The organism is Streptomyces mesophilus (assembly GCF_011044995.1).
Lineage (GTDB): Bacteria > Actinomycetota > Actinomycetes > Streptomycetales > Streptomycetaceae > Streptomyces > Streptomyces mesophilus.
In genome coordinates this window covers 1-17,424 of sequence record NZ_JAAKZW010000179.1, presented here as the reverse complement: position 1 = coordinate 17,424, position 17,424 = coordinate 1, and the positions used below count along the sequence as shown (strand labels likewise).

Annotated in this window: 15 protein-coding genes; 1 reads left to right on the top strand and 14 read right to left on the bottom strand. The window is 68.6% G+C overall.

All coding sequences use genetic code 11. The annotated features are described in order from the left end of the window. Positions 1-108: 108 nt before the first annotated feature. From G6045_RS30295 to G6045_RS30230, 14 genes are all read right to left on the bottom strand, one after another. Complete coding sequence (locus G6045_RS30295; protein WP_165335348.1) at positions 109-978, bottom strand: thioesterase family protein; 870 nt, start codon at positions 976-978, stop codon at positions 109-111. A 62-nt stretch (positions 979-1,040) separates the two neighbouring features. Further along, a complete protein-coding gene (locus G6045_RS30290; RefSeq protein ID WP_165335347.1) occupies positions 1,041-1,703 on the bottom strand; it encodes a trimeric intracellular cation channel family protein in 663 nt (220 codons plus the stop codon). A gap of 3 nt (positions 1,704-1,706) precedes the next feature. After that, complete coding sequence (locus G6045_RS30285; RefSeq protein WP_165335350.1) at positions 1,707-2,819, bottom strand: ABC transporter ATP-binding protein; 1,113 nt, start codon at positions 2,817-2,819, stop codon at positions 1,707-1,709. Further along, positions 2,789-3,817 (bottom strand): ABC transporter ATP-binding protein, encoded by a 1,029-nt coding sequence (locus G6045_RS30280; protein WP_206344369.1) that lies wholly within the window; start codon positions 3,815-3,817, stop codon positions 2,789-2,791. The genes G6045_RS30285 and G6045_RS30280 overlap by 31 nt, the downstream gene beginning before the upstream one ends. Before the next feature lie 83 nt (positions 3,818-3,900). Further along, positions 3,901-4,911, bottom strand: coding sequence for an ABC transporter permease (locus G6045_RS30275; protein WP_165335346.1), 1,011 nt, complete (start codon positions 4,909-4,911; stop codon positions 3,901-3,903). A gap of 115 nt (positions 4,912-5,026) precedes the next feature. Next, complete coding sequence (locus G6045_RS30270; protein WP_165335345.1) at positions 5,027-6,796, bottom strand: ABC transporter substrate-binding protein; 1,770 nt, start codon at positions 6,794-6,796, stop codon at positions 5,027-5,029. Positions 6,797-6,868: 72 nt separating this feature from the next. Then, entirely contained in the window at positions 6,869-7,867 is a 999-nt protein-coding gene (locus tag G6045_RS30265; RefSeq protein WP_165335344.1) for an ABC transporter permease, read from the bottom strand. A gap of 234 nt (positions 7,868-8,101) precedes the next feature. Continuing rightward, positions 8,102-9,307, bottom strand: coding sequence for an ABC transporter ATP-binding protein (locus tag G6045_RS30260; protein ID WP_165335343.1), 1,206 nt, complete (start codon positions 9,305-9,307; stop codon positions 8,102-8,104). Next, on the bottom strand, positions 9,304-10,347 hold the full coding sequence (locus G6045_RS30255; protein WP_235968396.1) for an ABC transporter ATP-binding protein: 1,044 nt from the start codon (positions 10,345-10,347) through the stop codon (positions 9,304-9,306). The genes G6045_RS30260 and G6045_RS30255 overlap by 4 nt, the downstream gene beginning before the upstream one ends. Before the next feature lie 6 nt (positions 10,348-10,353). After that, on the bottom strand, positions 10,354-11,313 hold the full coding sequence (locus tag G6045_RS30250; RefSeq protein WP_165335342.1) for an ABC transporter permease: 960 nt from the start codon (positions 11,311-11,313) through the stop codon (positions 10,354-10,356). A 1-nt stretch (position 11,314) separates the two neighbouring features. Next, a complete protein-coding gene (locus G6045_RS30245; protein ID WP_165335341.1) occupies positions 11,315-12,319 on the bottom strand; it encodes an ABC transporter permease in 1,005 nt (334 codons plus the stop codon). 89 nt (positions 12,320-12,408) lie between these two features. After that, on the bottom strand, positions 12,409-14,082 hold the full coding sequence (locus tag G6045_RS30240; RefSeq protein ID WP_165335340.1) for an ABC transporter substrate-binding protein: 1,674 nt from the start codon (positions 14,080-14,082) through the stop codon (positions 12,409-12,411). Between the two features lie 205 nt (positions 14,083-14,287). Then, on the bottom strand, positions 14,288-15,058 hold the full coding sequence (locus tag G6045_RS30235) for an enhanced serine sensitivity protein SseB C-terminal domain-containing protein (protein ID WP_165335339.1): 771 nt from the start codon (positions 15,056-15,058) through the stop codon (positions 14,288-14,290). 159 nt (positions 15,059-15,217) lie between these two features. Then, a complete protein-coding gene (locus tag G6045_RS30230) occupies positions 15,218-16,003 on the bottom strand; it encodes an enhanced serine sensitivity protein SseB (protein ID WP_165335349.1) in 786 nt (261 codons plus the stop codon). 198 nt (positions 16,004-16,201) lie between these two features. Between G6045_RS30230 and G6045_RS30225 the strand changes: the two genes are divergently transcribed. Continuing rightward, entirely contained in the window at positions 16,202-17,320 is a 1,119-nt protein-coding gene (locus tag G6045_RS30225) for a hypothetical protein (RefSeq protein WP_165335338.1), read from the top strand. The last annotated feature ends 104 nt before the right edge of the window (positions 17,321-17,424 follow it).

The following is a 17,424-nucleotide window of genomic DNA, read 5'->3' as shown; positions in this document are numbered from 1 at the left end:
ATTTCTCTCCCCGCCCCGCCCCTTCCCGAAACCGGGGCTCCGCCCCGGACCCCGGCATCCGAACTTCGTTCGGATCTCCTCAAACGCCGGAGGGGCTGAAAGATCGCCTCAAACGCCGGCGGGGCTGAATCCCAGCGGCGTCCGTGCCAGCTGGCGTGACTGGGCTACCAGGCGGTCCTCGCTGTCCCAGACCTCGGCGTCCTCCTCCAGGAAGCCGCCGGCCAGGTTGCGGGTGGTGATCGCGATACGGAGCGGGCCGGGCGCGGGGCGGCAGCGGACGTGGACCGTGAGTTCGACCGTGGGGATCCAGCCCTGGATGCCGAGTTCGAAGGCGGTGGGCGGCAGCGCGTCCACGGCGAGGAGCAGCGAGAGCGGGTCGGCGTCGCGGCCGTCGGCGAGGCCGAACCAGGAGCGCATCTCGCCCTTGCCCGAGGGTGCGCCGAGCGCCCAGCCGAGCGTGGCCGGGTCCAGCTTCAGCCACAGGCGGTCGGTGATCGCCGTGCTGCCCTTGATCGGGGTGGGCGCGTCCTGTGGTCCGAAGCACTGGTCGACCGGCGGGATCGAGGGCCGGGCCGCGGTGGTGCGGACGTCGTCGGGGAGCGCGTCGAGGTCGCCGTACGAGGCGAGGACCCGGATCCGTTCGACCTCGCGGCCCTCCTCGTCGTACTGGAAGAGCGAGGCCTGGCCGGTGGAGAGGGTGCGGCCGGTGCGGACCGTCTCGGTGCGGATGACCGCCGGGCCCGGGTGGGACGCGGTGAGGTAGTGCGCCGAGATCGTGAACGGGTCCGCGTGCGGCAGCGCCTGGCCGAGCGCGCGGCCGATGACGGCGAGCAGATAGCCGCCGTTGACCGCGCTGATGATGGTCCAGCCGGCGGAGAGTTCCGCATCGTAGATTCCGGGCTCGCGCAGGGTCACCGCGGTGTCGCGGTCGAACTCGCTGTCGCCGATGGTGGCCTGTGCCGAGGTCTCCTGGGTCATGGGATGCACGGTACATCAGCTTGCTACTGAGCGGTAGCTTTGCTGCTTGCCGGCACGGACGGCTAGGCCGTCTCCTCCTGCGCGTGCGAGCGCCGGTTCCACGCCCGCGGAGCCCGCCAGTGGTAGTGCATCGCGAGCAGCCGGAGCACGAAAGCGGTGATGACGGCGGCCCCGCTGGTGAAGGTGTTCAGCGCGTCGTAACGGATGCAGAGCACCACGATGCCGGCGCCGACCATCGCGGGCACGGCGTAGAGGTCGCGGTCCCAGCGCAGCAGCGAAGGGACTTCGTTGGCGAGGACGTCACGGAGCACACCGCCGCCTACCGCGGTGGCGAGACCGAGGGCCGCGGACGAGGTGAGGCCGAGTCCGTACTCGTACGCCTTCGTGGTGCCCGTGACGCAGAACAGGCCGAGGCCGGCCGCGTCGAAGGTGTTCACGGCGCGGTTGATCCGCTCGACCTGGGGGTGCAGGAAGAAGACAAGGGCGGCCGCGAAGAGCGGGGTGACGAAGTAGCCGAGGTCCGTGAAGGCGGCCGGCGGGACGGCGCCGATGATCAGGTCGCGCAGGAGGCCGCCGCCCAGGGCGGTGATCTCGGCGAGTACGGCGATGCCGAACACGTCGAAGTTCTTGCGCACGGCCAAGAGCGCGCCGGAGATCGCGAAGACGAAGATCCCGGCGAGGTCGAGGCCGTGTTGGACGGAGGGCGAGAAGAGGTCGTGCAGCACGGTTCATTCTGACTGGTGGACCACCTGGTCCTCGGCCGGTGTCCCCGCGAGCGGCTGCGTGTCCGCCGGCGCCTGGTCCGGTGCGTTCTCCGGATGGTGGCAGGCGACCCGGTGGGCCGGAGCCAGTTCGATGAGCGGGGGCTCGGTCGTCTCGCAGACGGTCGTCGCCTTCCAGCACCGCGTGTGGAAGCGGCAGCCGGACGGCGGGGAGATGGGCGACGGGACATCGCCGCGGAGCAGGATGCGGGAGGTACGGGCCGCGCGGCGCTTGGGGTCGGGGACCGGGACCGCTGAGAGGAGGGCCTTGGTGTACGGGTGCATCGGGGTCTCGTACAGCGGTTTGCGGTCGGCCAGTTCGACGATCTTGCCGAGGTACATCACCGCGATGCGGTCGGAGACATGGCGGATGACCGAGAGGTCATGGGCGATGATCACGTACGTGAGCCCGAGCTCGTCCTGGAGGTCGTCGAGGAGGTTGACCACCTGGGCCTGGATGGAGACGTCGAGCGCCGAGACCGGTTCGTCGGCCACCACGAGCCGGGGCTTGAGCGCCAGGGCGCGGGCGATGCCGATGCGCTGGCGCTGGCCGCCGGAGAACTCGTGCGGATAGCGGTTGTAGTGCTCGGGATTGAGGCCGACGCGCTCCAGCATCTCCTGGACGGCCTTCTTGACGCCGCCCACGGGGGTCACGCCCTGCAACCGGAAAGGCGCCCCGACGATCGTGCCGATCGTGTGCCGGGGATTCAGCGAGGAGTACGGGTCCTGGAAGATCATCTGGACGTCTTTGCGCAGCGGGCGCATCTGCCCCACGGACAGATGCGTGATGTCCCGGCCCTCGAACTCCACACGCCCGCCGGTCGGTTCGAGCAGCCGGGTGATCAGCCGGCCCATCGTGGACTTGCCGCAGCCCGACTCCCCCACCACGCCGAGGGTTTCGCCCGGGCGTACATCGAAGGAGACGCCGTCGACGGCCTGGACCGCGCCGACCGTGCGCTGCAGCACGCCCTTCTTGATCGGGAAGTGCTTCACCAGGCCGTCCACCTTGAGCAACGGCTCGCCTGCCACTGGGGGCTTCCTCAGATCCGTCACAGTTTCGGCTCGACCTCCTCGGTCCAGATCCGGGTCCGCTCCTCCTGGGCGAGGTGGCAGGCGGTGAAGTGTCCGCTGCCGACCTCGCGCAGTTCGGGTCGCAGGGTGCGGGTCTTGTCGTCCTGCGGTACGTCGGCGTGCGGGCAGCGTGGATGGAAGGCGCAGCCGGCGGGCACGTTGATGAGGCTGGGCGGAGTCCCGCGGACCGGGATGAGGCGCTCTGTCTGGTCCCGGTCGATGCGCGGCATCGAGCCGAGCAGACCCCAGGTGTACGGGTGTTGGGGAGCCTCGAAGACCTGCTCGGCCGTGCCCCGCTCGACGCAGCGGCCCGCGTACATCACCAGGAGGTCGTCGGCGATCTCCGCGACCACCCCCAGATCGTGGGTGATCACGATGACCGCGGAGCCGAACTCCTTCTGCAGATCGCGGATCAGGTCCAGGATCTGCGCCTGGACGGTGACGTCGAGCGCGGTCGTCGGCTCGTCCGCGATGAGCAGTTCGGGGTTGTTGACCAGGGCCATCGCGATCATCACGCGCTGGCGCATCCCGCCGGAGAACTCGTGCGGATATCCCGAGTAGCGCTTGGCCGGTTCGGGGATGCCGACGCGGTCGAGCATGTCGAGCGCGCGGGCCTTCGCGATCTTCTTCGACACGGGATGGTGCACGCGGTAGGCCTCGGTGATCTGCGCGCCCACCGTGAAGTACGGGTGCAGCGCGGAGAGCGGGTCCTGGAAGATCATGGCCATCTTGCGGCCGCGCTGCCGGCGCACGAAGTCCTCGCTCGACGCGATCAACTCATCGTCGTCCAGCCACACTTCACCGGAGATCCGGGCGCTGTGCGAACGGTGCAGGCCCATGATGCCCAGCGAGGTCACGGACTTGCCCGAGCCGGATTCGCCGACGATGCCGAGGGTGCGGCCGCGGCGTACGTCGAAGGAGATGCCGTCGACGGATCTGACCAGGCCGTCGTCCGTGTCGAAGTGGATGCGCAGATCCCGTACGGAGAGGAAGACTTCGCCCTCCAAGGCCGCCGAGGTCCCGGCGGTCCCGGCGGCACCGGTGCGCGGACCCGGTACGGACGAGCGGCCCACCTCGGATTCGAGTTCGCTCACGAGTACCTCACCCTGGGGTCGATGGCCGCGTACAACAGGTCCACGATCAGGTTGCAAAAGACGATGAAGAAGGCGGCCACCAAGGTCACGCCCATGACGATGGGCAGATCGCTGTCCTTGACGGCCTGGACCGCATAGGCGCCCATGCCCTGCAGCGAGAAGACCTGTTCGGTGATGATCGCGCCGCCGACGAGGAGCCCGAAGTCCATCCCGAAGATGGTGACGATCGGGGTGAGGGCCGCCCGGAGTCCGTGCTTGGCGACGACCTTCGACTCGCGCAGGCCCTTGGCGCGTGCCGTACGGATGTAGTCCTCGCCCATCGTCTCCAGCATTCCGGCGCGGGTGAGCCGGGCGTACAGCGCCGAGTAGAGGAAGGCGAGCGAACACCACGGGATGATCAGGTTCCAGAACCATTCGCCGGGGTCCTCGGTGATCGGGATGTAGTCCACGCTCTCCCAGATGGGCCACTGCGAGGTGAAGAGCGCGAGGCCGAGCAGACCGGTGAAGAAGATCGGCAGCGAGACGCCGAGCAGCGCGATGGTCATGGCGAGACGGTCGATGAAGGTGCCCCGCTTGAGGGCCGAGACGACCCCGATGGTGACGCCGGAGATCACCCAGAGCACGGCCGCGCCGACCGCGAGGGACAGGGTGACGGGGATGCGCTGGGTGATCTCGGGCCAGACCTCGATGTGGCTGCGGAACGAGTAGCCGAAGCAAGGCGCGCTGCATTCGGAGGCGTCGGGGCCGAACTTGTACTCGGCGCCCACGAAGATCGCCTTGATGAAGTCGAAGTACTGCACGATCAGCGGCTGGTCGAGGCCGAGGTTCTGCTTGACGGCGGCGACCGACTCGGGGTTGGCGTCCTTGCCCACGTACTGCACGGCCAGGTCGTCGACCGACTGGCCGCCGAGCCTGGGCACGAGGAAGAAGATCGCGAACGTGACGGCGGTGACGACGACGAGCAGCATCACCGCGGCGAACAGACGGCGGATGAGATAGGCGGTCACAGCTCAGCGGCGTGAGGTGGCCGCCCGGGCCGGACGGGGCCCGGGCGGCCACTTCGTTGCCTTCACCTGCCTCTCGGATGTTCCTTGCCCGGACGGGGAGTCGATCGGCGCGGTGTCACTTCTTGTCCGTGCCGATCAGCAAGTAGTCGTACATCCCCAGATAGGCCTGGGTGACGGTGACGTTCGTCGCCGAGTCCGGGCGGTAGAGCAGGTTCTTGCGGTAGATCAGCGGGACCGCGGAGGCCGTCTCCATGACCAGCTTGTCGACCTCGCCCCACTTCTTGGTGCGCTCGTCGGCGTCGGTCATGCCGATGCCCTCGCCGAGGGCCGCGTTGACCTTGGGGTCGTCGAGCTCCATCAGGTTGTTGCCGCCGGAGGGCTTGATCGCGGAGCCGTTGACGATCTGGTCGAGGAAGCCGAAGCCGGTGGGCCAGTCGGCGCCCCAGGCCATCATCATCAGGCCGAGCTTGTGCTCATGGACGTAGCTCGGGTTGCCCGCGAAGTTCGCGAAGTACTTGCCCGAGGGGAACGTCTTGATCTCCGCCTTGATGCCGACCCGCTCGAGGGAGGCCTTGACCGCGGTCGCCATGGAGATCTCGTCGGGGCGGTCGGCGCGGGCCGACAGGTTGGTGGTGAAGCCGTTCGGCTGCCCGCACTTGCCCAGGTGCTCCTTGGCCTTGGCCTCGTCGCCCTTGTTGCCCTCGGTCGGGTACATGTCGGCCTTCACATAGCCGTTGACCGTCGGAGGGAGCATCGTCGAGGCCACATCGCCCTTGGTGTCGCCGCCGAGCGCCTGCTGCACCGAGGCCTTGTCGACCGCGTACTGCACGGCCTTGCGGCACTCGACGTTGTCGAAGGGCGCCACCTTCGTCGACATCGCCAGATAGGTCAGGGCGCCCGCGTACGGGTTGTCGGTCTTGGCCTTCTCCGCGCTCTTGGTCAGGACCTTCGGCTGGCTCTTGGTCTGCAGACCGGTGCCCGCCGCGTCCACGGTGATCTGGTCGTTGAGCAGATGCTGGTCGACCGTGGTCGGGTTGACCTTGAACTTGACCTCGATCCGGTCGGCGAGCGCCGGGCGGACCGGGTCGGTCTTCTTGTCCCAGTGCGGGTTGCGCACGAGGACGGCGTTACGGCCCTCGTTGTACGACTCGAACTTGTACGGGCCCGAGGACACGATGTTCTTCACGTACTCGGCGCCCTTGTCCTTGGCCTGGGGCACCGGCATGGTCTGCGAGAACGTGGCGAGGTAGTCGAAGTCCGCGAACGGCTTGCTGAGCTTGAAGACGATGGTGTGGTCGTCGGGGGTCTCGATGGACGCGATGCCCTCGGGGCTCTTGTCCTTGTACGGGCCCTTGTACTTGTCGCCGCCTTCCAGATACGCCTTGAAGTACGTGGGTCCGTTCGAGAGCGCCTCCGGGGCGAAGTTGGAGCGCTCGACGGCGTACTTGACGTCCTTCGAGGTGACCTCGCTGCCGTCGTCGTACTTCACGCCCTTGCGCAATTGGTACGTCCAGGTCTTGGCGTCGGCGCTCGGCTTGCCCAGGGACGTGGCGAGGTCGGGCACGATCTCCAGGCCCTCCGCGCCGGCCGCCGGTTTGAAGCTGGTCAGTGAACGGCCGTACAGGCGCGAGAAGTTCTGCACCCAGCCGTAGTACGTGTTGCCGGGGTCGAGCGAGTCCGGCACGTCGGAGTGCTCGAAGGTGACCGTGCCGCCCCTCTCGGTGGACTGGTTCACGACTGCCTCGAGTGCGGCGTCGGCCACGGCCTTCTTGCCGTTGTTCTTCTTGCCGTCGCCGTCGCCGTCGTCCGAGCCGCCACAGGCCGACGCGGTCAGCGCCAGTGCGAGCGCCGTCCCGATGACGGCCGTCACTTTCTTGGTCTTCATACTGAGGCTTCCTCCTGAATTGGATGCCTACGGCCGCCGATGCGTACGACTGCCGATGCCTGCGACACGGGACTACTTGCTCCGGGGGTCGAGCGCGTCGCGCAGCCCGTCCCCGAGAAGGTTGAAGGCCAGGACGGTGATGAAGATCGCGAGTCCGGGCACGAACATGTACTGCAGATCCGCCTCGTACCGGTCCGCGGCATCGGTGAGCATGCCGCCCCATGAGGCCTGCGGCGGGGCGATGCCCACACCCAGGAAGCTGAGCGCGGCCTCGAAGAGGATGTTGGTCGGGATGAGGAGCGTGGCGTAGACGAGGATCGGCGCCACCAGATTGGGCATCAGCTCGCGGAAGATGATGAACGGGCCGCGCGCACCGAGCGAGCGCGACGCCTCCACGAACTCGCGCTCGCGCAGGCTCATCGTCTGGGCGCGGACGATCCGGCCGATGTACGGCCAGGCGAAGAACCCGATGACGAAGATGAGTACGGCGATCCGCAGCGGGAGCCCCGTCAGCCCCCAGAAGCCGTCCTGCACCGACGCGGAGAGCGAGATCGCGAACAGGAGCAGCGGAAACGCCAGGAAGGTGTCCATCAGGCGGCTGACAACGCTGTCGACCCAGCCGCCGTAGTAGCCCGCGATCACTCCCAGGATCACGCCGATCGTCACCGAGACCAAGGTGGCCCCGACCGCTACGAGCAGGGAGACCCACGAGCCCTCGATCACGCGGGCCAGCAGATCGCGTCCGAAGCCCGGGTCGACGCCGAGCGGATGCTCCCAACTCATCCCGCCCCAGGCCCCCTTGGGGGCCTGCAGCGCCGGATCGACGAGGTCCTGGTGGAACTTGTTGGGATCCAGATCGAAGACCGCCTGGATCGGCTTGGCCAGTGCCGCCATCAGCACGAGACCGATCACGACGATGCCGCCGGCCACGGCCGCCTTGTCGCGCTTGAACCGGGTCCAGGCGATCTGGCCGAGCGAACGGCCTTCGATCTGACTCGCTCCGGCCCCTGCGAGCACGGCTTCCGGCTGCGCCTCGGCGCTCGCCGATGTGGTCTCCAAAGGTGCGGTCACGTGCGTCGGACCTCCTCCACGCTGGGTGGTTTGGCCTGATAGCAACTCGCCTCCCGGGAGTGTTCTCTGTGATCTAGATCACGCGCCAGGGGTGGACCAGGAAGTTTGCGGAACCGTAATTCCTGCAGTTTGAGCACCGGTTGGGCTGGTAGGTGCCGTGAGCAGCCAAAAGCCCCCGGGAGGGATCCCGGGGGCTGATGGGGTGCCGGTTGGGTCCGGCCGGGTGCTAGGGGGTTACGCGCCCTGAGCGGTTGAGTCCTTGGCGGATTCTGTCGAGTCGGTTTCGGCCGCCTCGGAGTCGGTCGCTTCGACCGAAGCAGACTTCTCCTCAACTGCCTTGTCCTCGGCCGCCTCTGCCGCCTCCGCAGCCTTCGCCGCCGCGGCCTCGATGCCCGCGTCCTCCGTACGGGCCGCCGGCACGACGGCCGCGCGGTCCGTGCCGATCTGGAGCACACCGGACTCGATGTCCTCCACGAAGTGGCAGGCCACGCGGTGGCCGTCGCCGACCTCGCGCAGCTGCGGACGCTCCTCCTTGCACTTGGGCTGGGCCCACGGGCAACGGGTGTGGAAGCGGCAGCCGGACGGCGGGTTGGCGGGCGAGGGCAGGTCGCCCGTGAGCAGGATGCGCTCGCGGGCCTCCTCGACCACCGGGTCCGGGATCGGCACCGCCGACATGAGCGCCTTGGTGTACGGGTGCTTCGGCTCCGCGTACAGCGAATCGCTCGGCGCCTCCTCCACCAGCGAGCCCAGGTACATCACACCGATGACATCGGAGATGTGCCGGACCACCGCGAGGTCGTGGGCGATGACGACGTACGTCAGGCCCAGTTCCTCCTGGAGCTCGTCGAGGAGGTTGACCACCTGCGCCTGGATGGACACGTCGAGCGCGGACACCGGCTCGTCGCAGATGATCACGTCCGGTTCGAGGACCAGGGCGCGCGCGATTCCGATGCGCTGACGCTGACCGCCCGAGAACTCGTGCGGGTAGCGCGACAGCGCGTTGGACGGCAGACCGACCTTGGCGAGGATCGCGCGGATCTTCTCGCGGCGCTCCTCCTGGTTGGCGCCGATCCCGTGCGCCGCCATGCCCTCGGAGAGGATCGACTCGATGTTCTGGCGCGGGTTCAGGCTGCCCAGCGGGTCCTGGAAGACCATCTGGAGCCGGCGCCGCATCGAGCGCATCTCCTTGTCGGGCAGCGAGGCCAGATCGGTGCCGTCCAGGACGACTTCACCGGAGGTGATGTCGACCAGGCGGAGCACGGCACGCCCGAGCGTGGTCTTGCCACAGCCCGACTCGCCCACCAGGCCGTATGTCTCGCCCGCCTCGACCTTCAGGGAGATGCCGTCGACCGCGTACACATGGCCGACCGTGCGGTCGAAGAACACGCCCCGCTTGATCGGGAAGTGGACCTTGACGTCGTTCAGTTCAAGGAGGCTCATGCGCTCGTCCCTCCATGCGCCGTCGCGGTGACGTCGGGGGTTTCCAGGGTCGCGATCTCGACCGGTTCCCGTACGGGGTTGACGCACCGGACCTGATGGCCGGCCGCGGCGGGCACGGTCAGGGCGGGAGTGCCGGTCAGGCACTCGATCGTGTAGTAGTCGCAGCGGGGCGCGAAGGCACAGCCGTCGGCCCAGGCGATGCGGTCGTTGATGGATCCGCGGATCGGCTTGAGCGGCTCGCCGCGCGGCGCGTCGAGCCGCGGGATCGATTCGAGCAGGCCGTGCGCGTACGGGTGCATGGGGTGGGCGAACAGCTCGTGGCGGTCCGCGGATTCCACCACCTTGCCCGCGTACAGCACATTGACCTGGTCGCACAGGCCGGCGACGACACCCAGGTCGTGGGTGATCATCAGGAGTGCGGTGCCCTCCTCGTCCACCAGCTCCTTGAGGAGCTCCAGGATCTGCGCCTGGATGGTGACGTCGAGGGCGGTGGTCGGCTCGTCCGCGATCAGCAGGCGCGGGGCGCAGGCCACGGCCATGGCGATCAGCGCGCGCTGGCGCATACCGCCGGAGAGCTGGTGCGGGTACTCCTTGAGCCGACGGGTCGGGTCGGGAATGCCCACGCGGTCAAGGAGATGCGCCGCTTCCTTGCGGGCCGGCTCGCCCTTCAGGCCGCGGTGGCGCTGGAGGATCTCCGTGACCTGGACCCCGATCGGGACGACCGGGTTCAGGGAGGAGAGCGGGTCCTGGAAGATCATCGCGATCTCTTTGCCGCGCATTTCGCGCAGCTCGCGCTGGCTCATGGTGAGCAGGTTGTTGCCGTCGAAGTCGGCGCGGCCGCCGAGCTTGACGCCCTTGCCCGGGAGCAGCCCCATGAGCGCGAGCGAGGTCACGGACTTGCCGCAGCCCGACTCGCCGACCAGGCCCACGACCTGGCCCTGGTCGACGTCGAAGGAGACGCCGTCGACCGCGGTGGATTCCTTGCGTCCGTGGACGCCGCCGAAGGTGACGGAGAGTTCGTCAACTGAGAGCAGTGCCATGGCAGTTCAGCCTCGCAGCTTCGGGTCGAGGGCTTCCCGCATGGCCTCGCCGAGCAGGGTGAAGCCGAGGGCGGTGATGATGATGCCGACCGCGGGATAGACGGCCATCATCGGCGCGTTGTCGAAGAAGCGCTGCGCCTGCGAGAGCATGACGCCCCACTCGGGCACCGACGGATCGGGGTTGCCGAGTCCGAGGTACGACAGCGCGGCCGCCTCGATGATCGCCGTGGCGAGGCTGAGGGTCGCCTGGACGATCACGGGGCTGAGCGAGTTCGGCAGGATCTGCGTGACGACGATCCGGCGCTTGCGGATGCCGAGCGACTTGGCCGCGAGGACGTAGTCCTTGCTGCCCTGCGCCAGCATCGAACCGCGCAGCAGGCGGGCGAAGATGGGGATCTGGACGACGCCGACGGCGATCATCACCGTGGTCAGGGACTGGCCCATCACGGCCGCGATCGACGCCGCGAGCAGCAGCGACGGCAGCGCGAGCATGATGTCGGTGATCCGCATGACAACGGTGTCGACCCGACGGCCGGCCGCGCCGCCGAGGGTCGCTGCGGCACCGGACACGACGCCGATGACCGCACCGATGATCAGGCCGATCAGCATCGAGACGACACCGACGAGCAGGGTCTGGCGGGCACCGACGAGGAAGCGCGAGAACATGTCGCGCCCGAGGTGGTCGAGACCGAACCAGTTCTCACCGCGCGGTCCGACGAACTCCCCGCGGTTGAGGAAGACTTCGTCCTTCCACGTCAGCGCCTTGGGGCTGTGCGGGGCGACCCACGGTCCGACGACGGCCATCACGATGAACGCCGCGATGACCACGCCACCGATGATCGCCATCTTGCTGGTCTTGAGGCGCCGGAAGGCCTCACGCCACAGGCTCGCGCCGCTGGAGGTCTCGTTCTGCGCGGTGAGTTCCGCGAGCCGCTCGATCTTCGCGGCCTTTGTGCTGGTGGTCATGTCAGTGCACCCGCACTCTCGGGTCGATCAGGCTGTACGCGAGGTCCACCAACAGATTGATCAGTACGTAGATCAGGGCGATGAACATGATGAAGCCGACGAGCACGGGGTAGTCGCGCTCGGAGATCGCGGTACGGATGAACGAGCCGATGCCACCGAAGGTGAACACGGACTCGGTGAGCACCGCACCCGAAAGCAGCGATCCGGTGAGCAGACCGACCGCGGTGACGACGGGCAGCAGGGCGTTGCGCATGATGTGCCGGCCGCGGACGACCTTGCGCTCGAGGCCCTTGGACTCGGCGGTACGGACGTAGTCCTCGCCGACCACTTCGAGCACGCTGGCGCGGGTCATGCGCACGATCACCGCGAGCGGGATCGAGGCAAGGGTCACGGCGGGCAGCACGAGGTGCACCAACGCGTCCCAGGAAGCGTCGAATTCACCGGTGATCAGTCCGTCGAGGACCGCGAAACCGGTGATGTCGGTGGCGTTGATATCGGTCGACTGCCGGCCGGTCGTGGGGAAGATGCCCATCTCGACCGCGAAGATCCCCTTGAGGATCAGGGCGAGGAAGAAGACCGGGATGCAGATGCCGATCAGCGATCCGGTGACACTGCCGAGGTCGAGCCAGCCGCCACGGTGCCGAGCGGCGAGGTAGCCGAGCGGAATACCCACGGCGATCGCGATGATCATCGCCGCGATGGAGAGCTCGACGGTCGCCGGGAAGCGCAGCGTGAACTCGTCCCAGACCGGCTGTCCCGTCTGGGTCGAGGTGCCGAGGTCCAGCTCGGCGATGCGCTTGAGGAACCGGCCGTACTGGATGTACAGCGGCTGGTCGAGCCCCAGAAGCTTGTTGATGCGCGCCACTTCGGCTTCGGTCGCCCGCTCGCCCAGGATCGCTGAGGCGGGTCCGCCGGGCAGTCGGTTCAGCCAGACGAACAGGAGAACCGACAGGCCGAGCAGGGTGGGTATGAGCTGTAGCAGTCTGCGTATGACGAGTCGCAACACCCCGCGTGCCCCTTTCTACTTGCTTGAGAACCGGGAACGCCCGGTCACCGACGCTGCCTGTGACCGGGCGAACCCTGCGTGATGTGCGATTACTTGAAGGAGACCTCGGCGAAGTTCTCCTGCGTCAGCGGAGAGACCTTCGGCGGGTTCACGTTCTTGCCGAACGCGATGCCCGGAGGCGAGGACGACAGCGGGAGACCCGGCAGGAAGTCCATGATCGCGACGTTGGCGGCCTCGTAGTCGGCGACGCGCTTGGTGGCGTCGGGCTCCTCGGCACCGGCGTTCACCGCGTCGAAGACCTTCTTGTCATCGAAGCCCCACTGCTTGTCCTTGCCGGCGAACCAGGTGCCGATGAAGTTGTAGCCATCGTTGAAGTCACCGGTCCAGCCGAGCAGGTGCAGAGCACAGGAGCCCGCCTCGGTGGCGTCCAGGTAGTCCGGGGCCCACGTCATGGGCTTCGGGGTCACCGTGATGCCGGCCTTCTCGAGGTCGTTCTTGACCAGCTCGAAGATGTCCTGCGGGTTCGGCATGTACGGGCGCGAGACCTCGGTCGGGTAGCAGAAGTCGACCTTCAGCTTCGACTCACCGGCGCCCTTGAGCAGCGACTTCGCCTTGGCGGTGTCGAACTCGTACTTCTTGACCTTGTCGGTGTAGCCCGCGACGGTGTCCGGCATGAACTGGGTCGCGACCTTGCCGCCCTCGGGCAGCTGGGTCTTGACCAGGTTCTCGCGGTCCACGGCGTGCGCGATGGCCTGACGGACCTCGGGCTTCTGCAGCGCCTTGTTCTTCGACTGCGTCATGCCCAGGTACAGCAGGTTGAAGACGTCACGGGTCGGGACCTCGTAGCCCGCGTCCTCGAGGGTCTTCACATCGGCGGGAGCGACCAGGTCGTAACCGTCGATGTCACCGGCCTGGAGAGCCTGACGACGGCCGTCCTCGGTGTCGATGGTCTTGATGACCAGGTTCTTGACCTTGGCCTTCTCGCCCCAGTAGTCGTCGAAGCGGGTCATCTCGACCTGCTTGTCGCCCTTGTTCCACTTCACGTACTTGTACGGGCCGGTGCCGGCGAGAATCCCGGCCTCCTGGCTGTACTTGGGGTACGTGATGGCGTCGCCCTTGGCGGTCGCCTCCTGCTTCTCCATCTCCTTGATCGACTTAGGAGAGTGGATCGCAAGGGCGTTCAGCGAGAAGCCACCGGGCAGCTGCGCCGAGGCCTTGTTGACCTCGATGACCGCGGTGTTGTCGTCCTTCGCCGTGCAGGACTTGTAGTTGGAGGGCTTGAGCTCCTTGTCCTCGTTCTTGGCGTAACCATCCATGATGGCCTGCCAGTAGTAGGACACGGCGCTCGACTGGTACGTACCGGTCCAGTTGAACCAGTGGTCGTAGTTGGCGCAGACCGCGGCGGCGTTGAACGCCTCGCCGTCGTGGAACTTCACACCCTGGCGCAGGTTGAAGGTCCAGACGGTGCCCTCCGGGTTGGAGGACCACTTCTCGGCGAGACCGCCGACGAGCTTCGAGCCACCGGGCTCGTGCTCGAGCAGCGCCTCGAAGGCCTGACGCGTGACACGGAAGGACTCGCCGTCACTCGCCAGGGCGGGGTCGAGGGAGGCCGGGTCGCCGGCGCCGGCGAACACAAAGGTGTCCTTGCCGCCGTCCTTGCCTTCGTCGCCCTTGTCGCGGTCGCTTCCGCAAGCGGTGACGACCAGCGTGGCCGCGACGGCCGCCGTGGCCATACGCGCGCCACGGGATTTCAGTATTCGCATTGCTCCACCCCTGAGTTCGGCGAATGCCGGGAGATCATGAACTTCGCCGCACACTACAGTCACCGCTCACCGCGGAGAATGGTCCGCATAACGGTGATACCTAGATGAGACCCAGGGCCCCAACAAATCGCCCCGGTACGGGACATGGCGCCCCAACCGGCCCACTCACCCTGCGATGGGGTGGATTCGGCGCCGATGCTCGCACTCAGCTGACGGGCGGATACCCGTAGCCACCGACCCCGGCCGGACCGTGCGCCTCGCGGTCGTAGAACGGGCGGGAGTTGGCGCGCAGCCACATCGTGATCGGGTCGTACTCGTCGGACATCGCGACCGTCGAGACCGGCAGGCCGTCCGGGACGGAGGCGATGGACTGCTGCATCATCACGCGCACCGAGTCGACCGCGGTCGGGGACGTGTCGTACACATCCAGACCGATCGCCAAATAAGGGGCGCCGAGGGCAGGTTGCACCCAGGCGCGGCGCAGGGAGCGGACCGCGGGGGTGCGGTGGGCGTTCTGGCTGAGCTGCGCGTAGAACTGCGCGATGTCGATGGCCGGCTCGGAGAGCCGCAGCGGCCCGGCCGGGACCTTGGCGAGGCCGGTGGCGATACGGCGCAGATCCAGCCACGGGACACCGACCCCGCCGCCGGGGGCGTGCGGGTTGAGCCACAGGCCGTAGTGGTCGGGGTAGAGCGTGTGCGCGACGTCGAGTCCGGCGACGACCTCGTGCGCCCTGTTCCAGCCGGAGGCGGACAGCTCCTGGGCCGAGGTGACACAGGGGGCGTACGAGAATCCGTCGATCTCCATGTTCCCGTACTGGGCGTCGGGCGAGCCGGCCTGGCCGTGCCAGAGCAGCATCCAGATCCGGCCATCGGTGATGGCTTGGAGCAGCGCCTCGTACGCGTCGTACCGCCCGGGTGTCACCTGGCGCAGCATGTGCTCGACCTGCCCGGCCGCAGCCGTGCCCGACGCACTCACTCTTGACCGCCCCTTCGCCCCGTTATCCCTCACCCCGCACCACTACGTCCGTCAACAAGACGTACCGGCCCGGGCTATGTAACCAGCTTATGCGGCCCTTCTGACACCGACTTGACGGTCCCGGTGACTTATTCGCCCGCGTGTTTTCCGTACAACGCGCTATGCGTGCTCGCGCCGGTAGAACGGACGGACCTTGGCGGTCATCCAGTCGCCGACCGGGTCCTGCGCCACATCCAGGAGCACCAGGTTCACCGGCCAGGGCGGCGCGATCCGGCCGAGCGCGCGGCCGAGGGCGTCCATCGGGAGGTTGCGGCCCGGCCCTTCCCACTGCGAGAGCTCGACGCCGATGAAGAGCACGGGGTCGGCGGTCTCGATCGCGGCGAGACAGCGGCGCGCGGACACCACGACGCCGGTGGCCTCGAACTCCTCGGAGGCCGCCCGCAGGAAGTCGACGGGGTCCTCCTTCCAGTCCGGCTCGCGCAGCTGGACGCGGCCGCCGCTCGCGGGTCCGTCGAGCGGGGTGCGGCCGGCCTTGCACAGTTCGGCGACGGCGGCCGGCGGCAGCGGGATGCCGATCGCGCCGTCCGGGTTCACCACCAGGCCGACCTGCGGCGGAAGGCCGCGCGCGAAGTCCACGGCGGGCGCGACGGTGTACGACATGGCCGGCCCGGTGACCTGGACGAGCTGCTGCTGCGAGCTGAAGACCGGGACGTAGGCCTGTCCCTGGAGTTCGAGGGTCGGCACGTCGAGGTTCTGGCTGCCGCGTCCGCCGCCATGGGGCAGCGGCACCCAGACGAAGCTGCGGCCGAGCACTTCGAGGATCCGGCCGGCCGCCGCGGGACCGGCGCCGAGCGAGGCCCCGAGCACCTCTTCCAGTTCATTGGCGGGCCAGCCCTGCGGATGGCCGTACGCATCCGTCATGCCCTGCTCCGGAATGTCGCCCATCTGCCGCCCCACCTGCTCGCCACTGCTTATCCGCCTGTCCATGTGCGGCCTCGACCCTAACGCCGTAGCCCGGCAGGCCGCCTCGTACACCCGGATGGCCACGCTCCGCAGCCGTCTGGTTGCGGACTGTGTACGGCGCTTCGAGGGTGGCCGTAACAAGCGCCGGGCCACCGGCGACCCAGGTCGAGAGGACACTCCATGACGGCGCACCGGGCCAAGAAGGCACCGCGCAGATGGCGCGGGACGCTGCCGCTGACGGTCGGCGCCTGTGCCTGTGCGCTGGCACTGGGGCTGCCGGGCACGGCGGCGGCCGGCACGGGCAAGGGTGATCCCCCGCCCACCGCGGGGTCCGAGTCGGTCAAGCGGCCGGCACTCCCCGAGCGGCCCGGGAAGCCCGGGAAGCCGGCGCTGCCCGAGCGGCCGGTCCTGCCCGAGGAGCCCGCCGGGCCCAAGCGGCCTGCCGCTCCGGCCGATCTCGAGGATCTGATGGAGGCCGTGGACGGCCTGAGCAACTCGTGGCTCACGAGCCTGGGCGCGGTCGACCCTTTCTGGATGGCGGAGATCGACCGCGAGATCGAGACCGTGCTCGGTGAGGACGACGGCGGCAAGGAGGCCGGCGACTGGCCCGTCGGTCCCGCACGGCTCGCGCTCAAGAAGGAGCTGCAGCGGCTGCAGACCGCCGCCCTGAACGGCGATGTACTCGCCGCCGCGGACGCGAAGACGAAGATCCCCAAGCTCACCGACGACCTGCTGCAGGCCGCGGGCCTCGGCTCGTTCCTCGACCAGCTGCCCCCGCCCCCGGAGCCGGACGCGGAAGGCATCACGGGCACGGACGAGCCCGTCGACACGGACGAGCCGGACGAGGACCAGGACGAAGCCGAGGACGCGGCGGACAGCTCCGCCGAACCGTCCGCGCCGACGCAGCCGTCCGTACCGCCGGTGCTGCCGCCGCCGGTGCCGTCGGTGCCGACGCCCGCGATCCCGGGCTTCCCGCCCGCGCCGACCGCGCCGTCCACGCCCACACCCGCGATCCCCGGCTTCCCGCCCGCGCCGTCCACCGCGATCCCAGGCTTCCCGCCCGCGCCCGTGACCCCGCCGCCCGCGTTCCCGGGCTTCCCGCCCGCGCCGGCGACGCCGGCCGCGTTCCCCTCGCTGCCCGCCTTCCCGCCGGCGCCCACCTCGCCGTTCGGCGGGCTGCCGACCACCACGCCCGCCGCGATCCCGGGCCTGCCCGCGTTCCCGGCCGCACCCGCCGCCATCCCGGGGCTGCCGCTCTTCCCGCCGTCGCCGTTCGGCGGGCTGCCCAAGTTCCCGTGATCCGGGCGGAGTCCGGGCCGGCCCGTTCAGGCCGAGCCGGTCCGGACTGCGCTCCCGCAAGGTTCCGCCTCCGCTCACCCCACTGAAATCCCCCCGCTCCACCC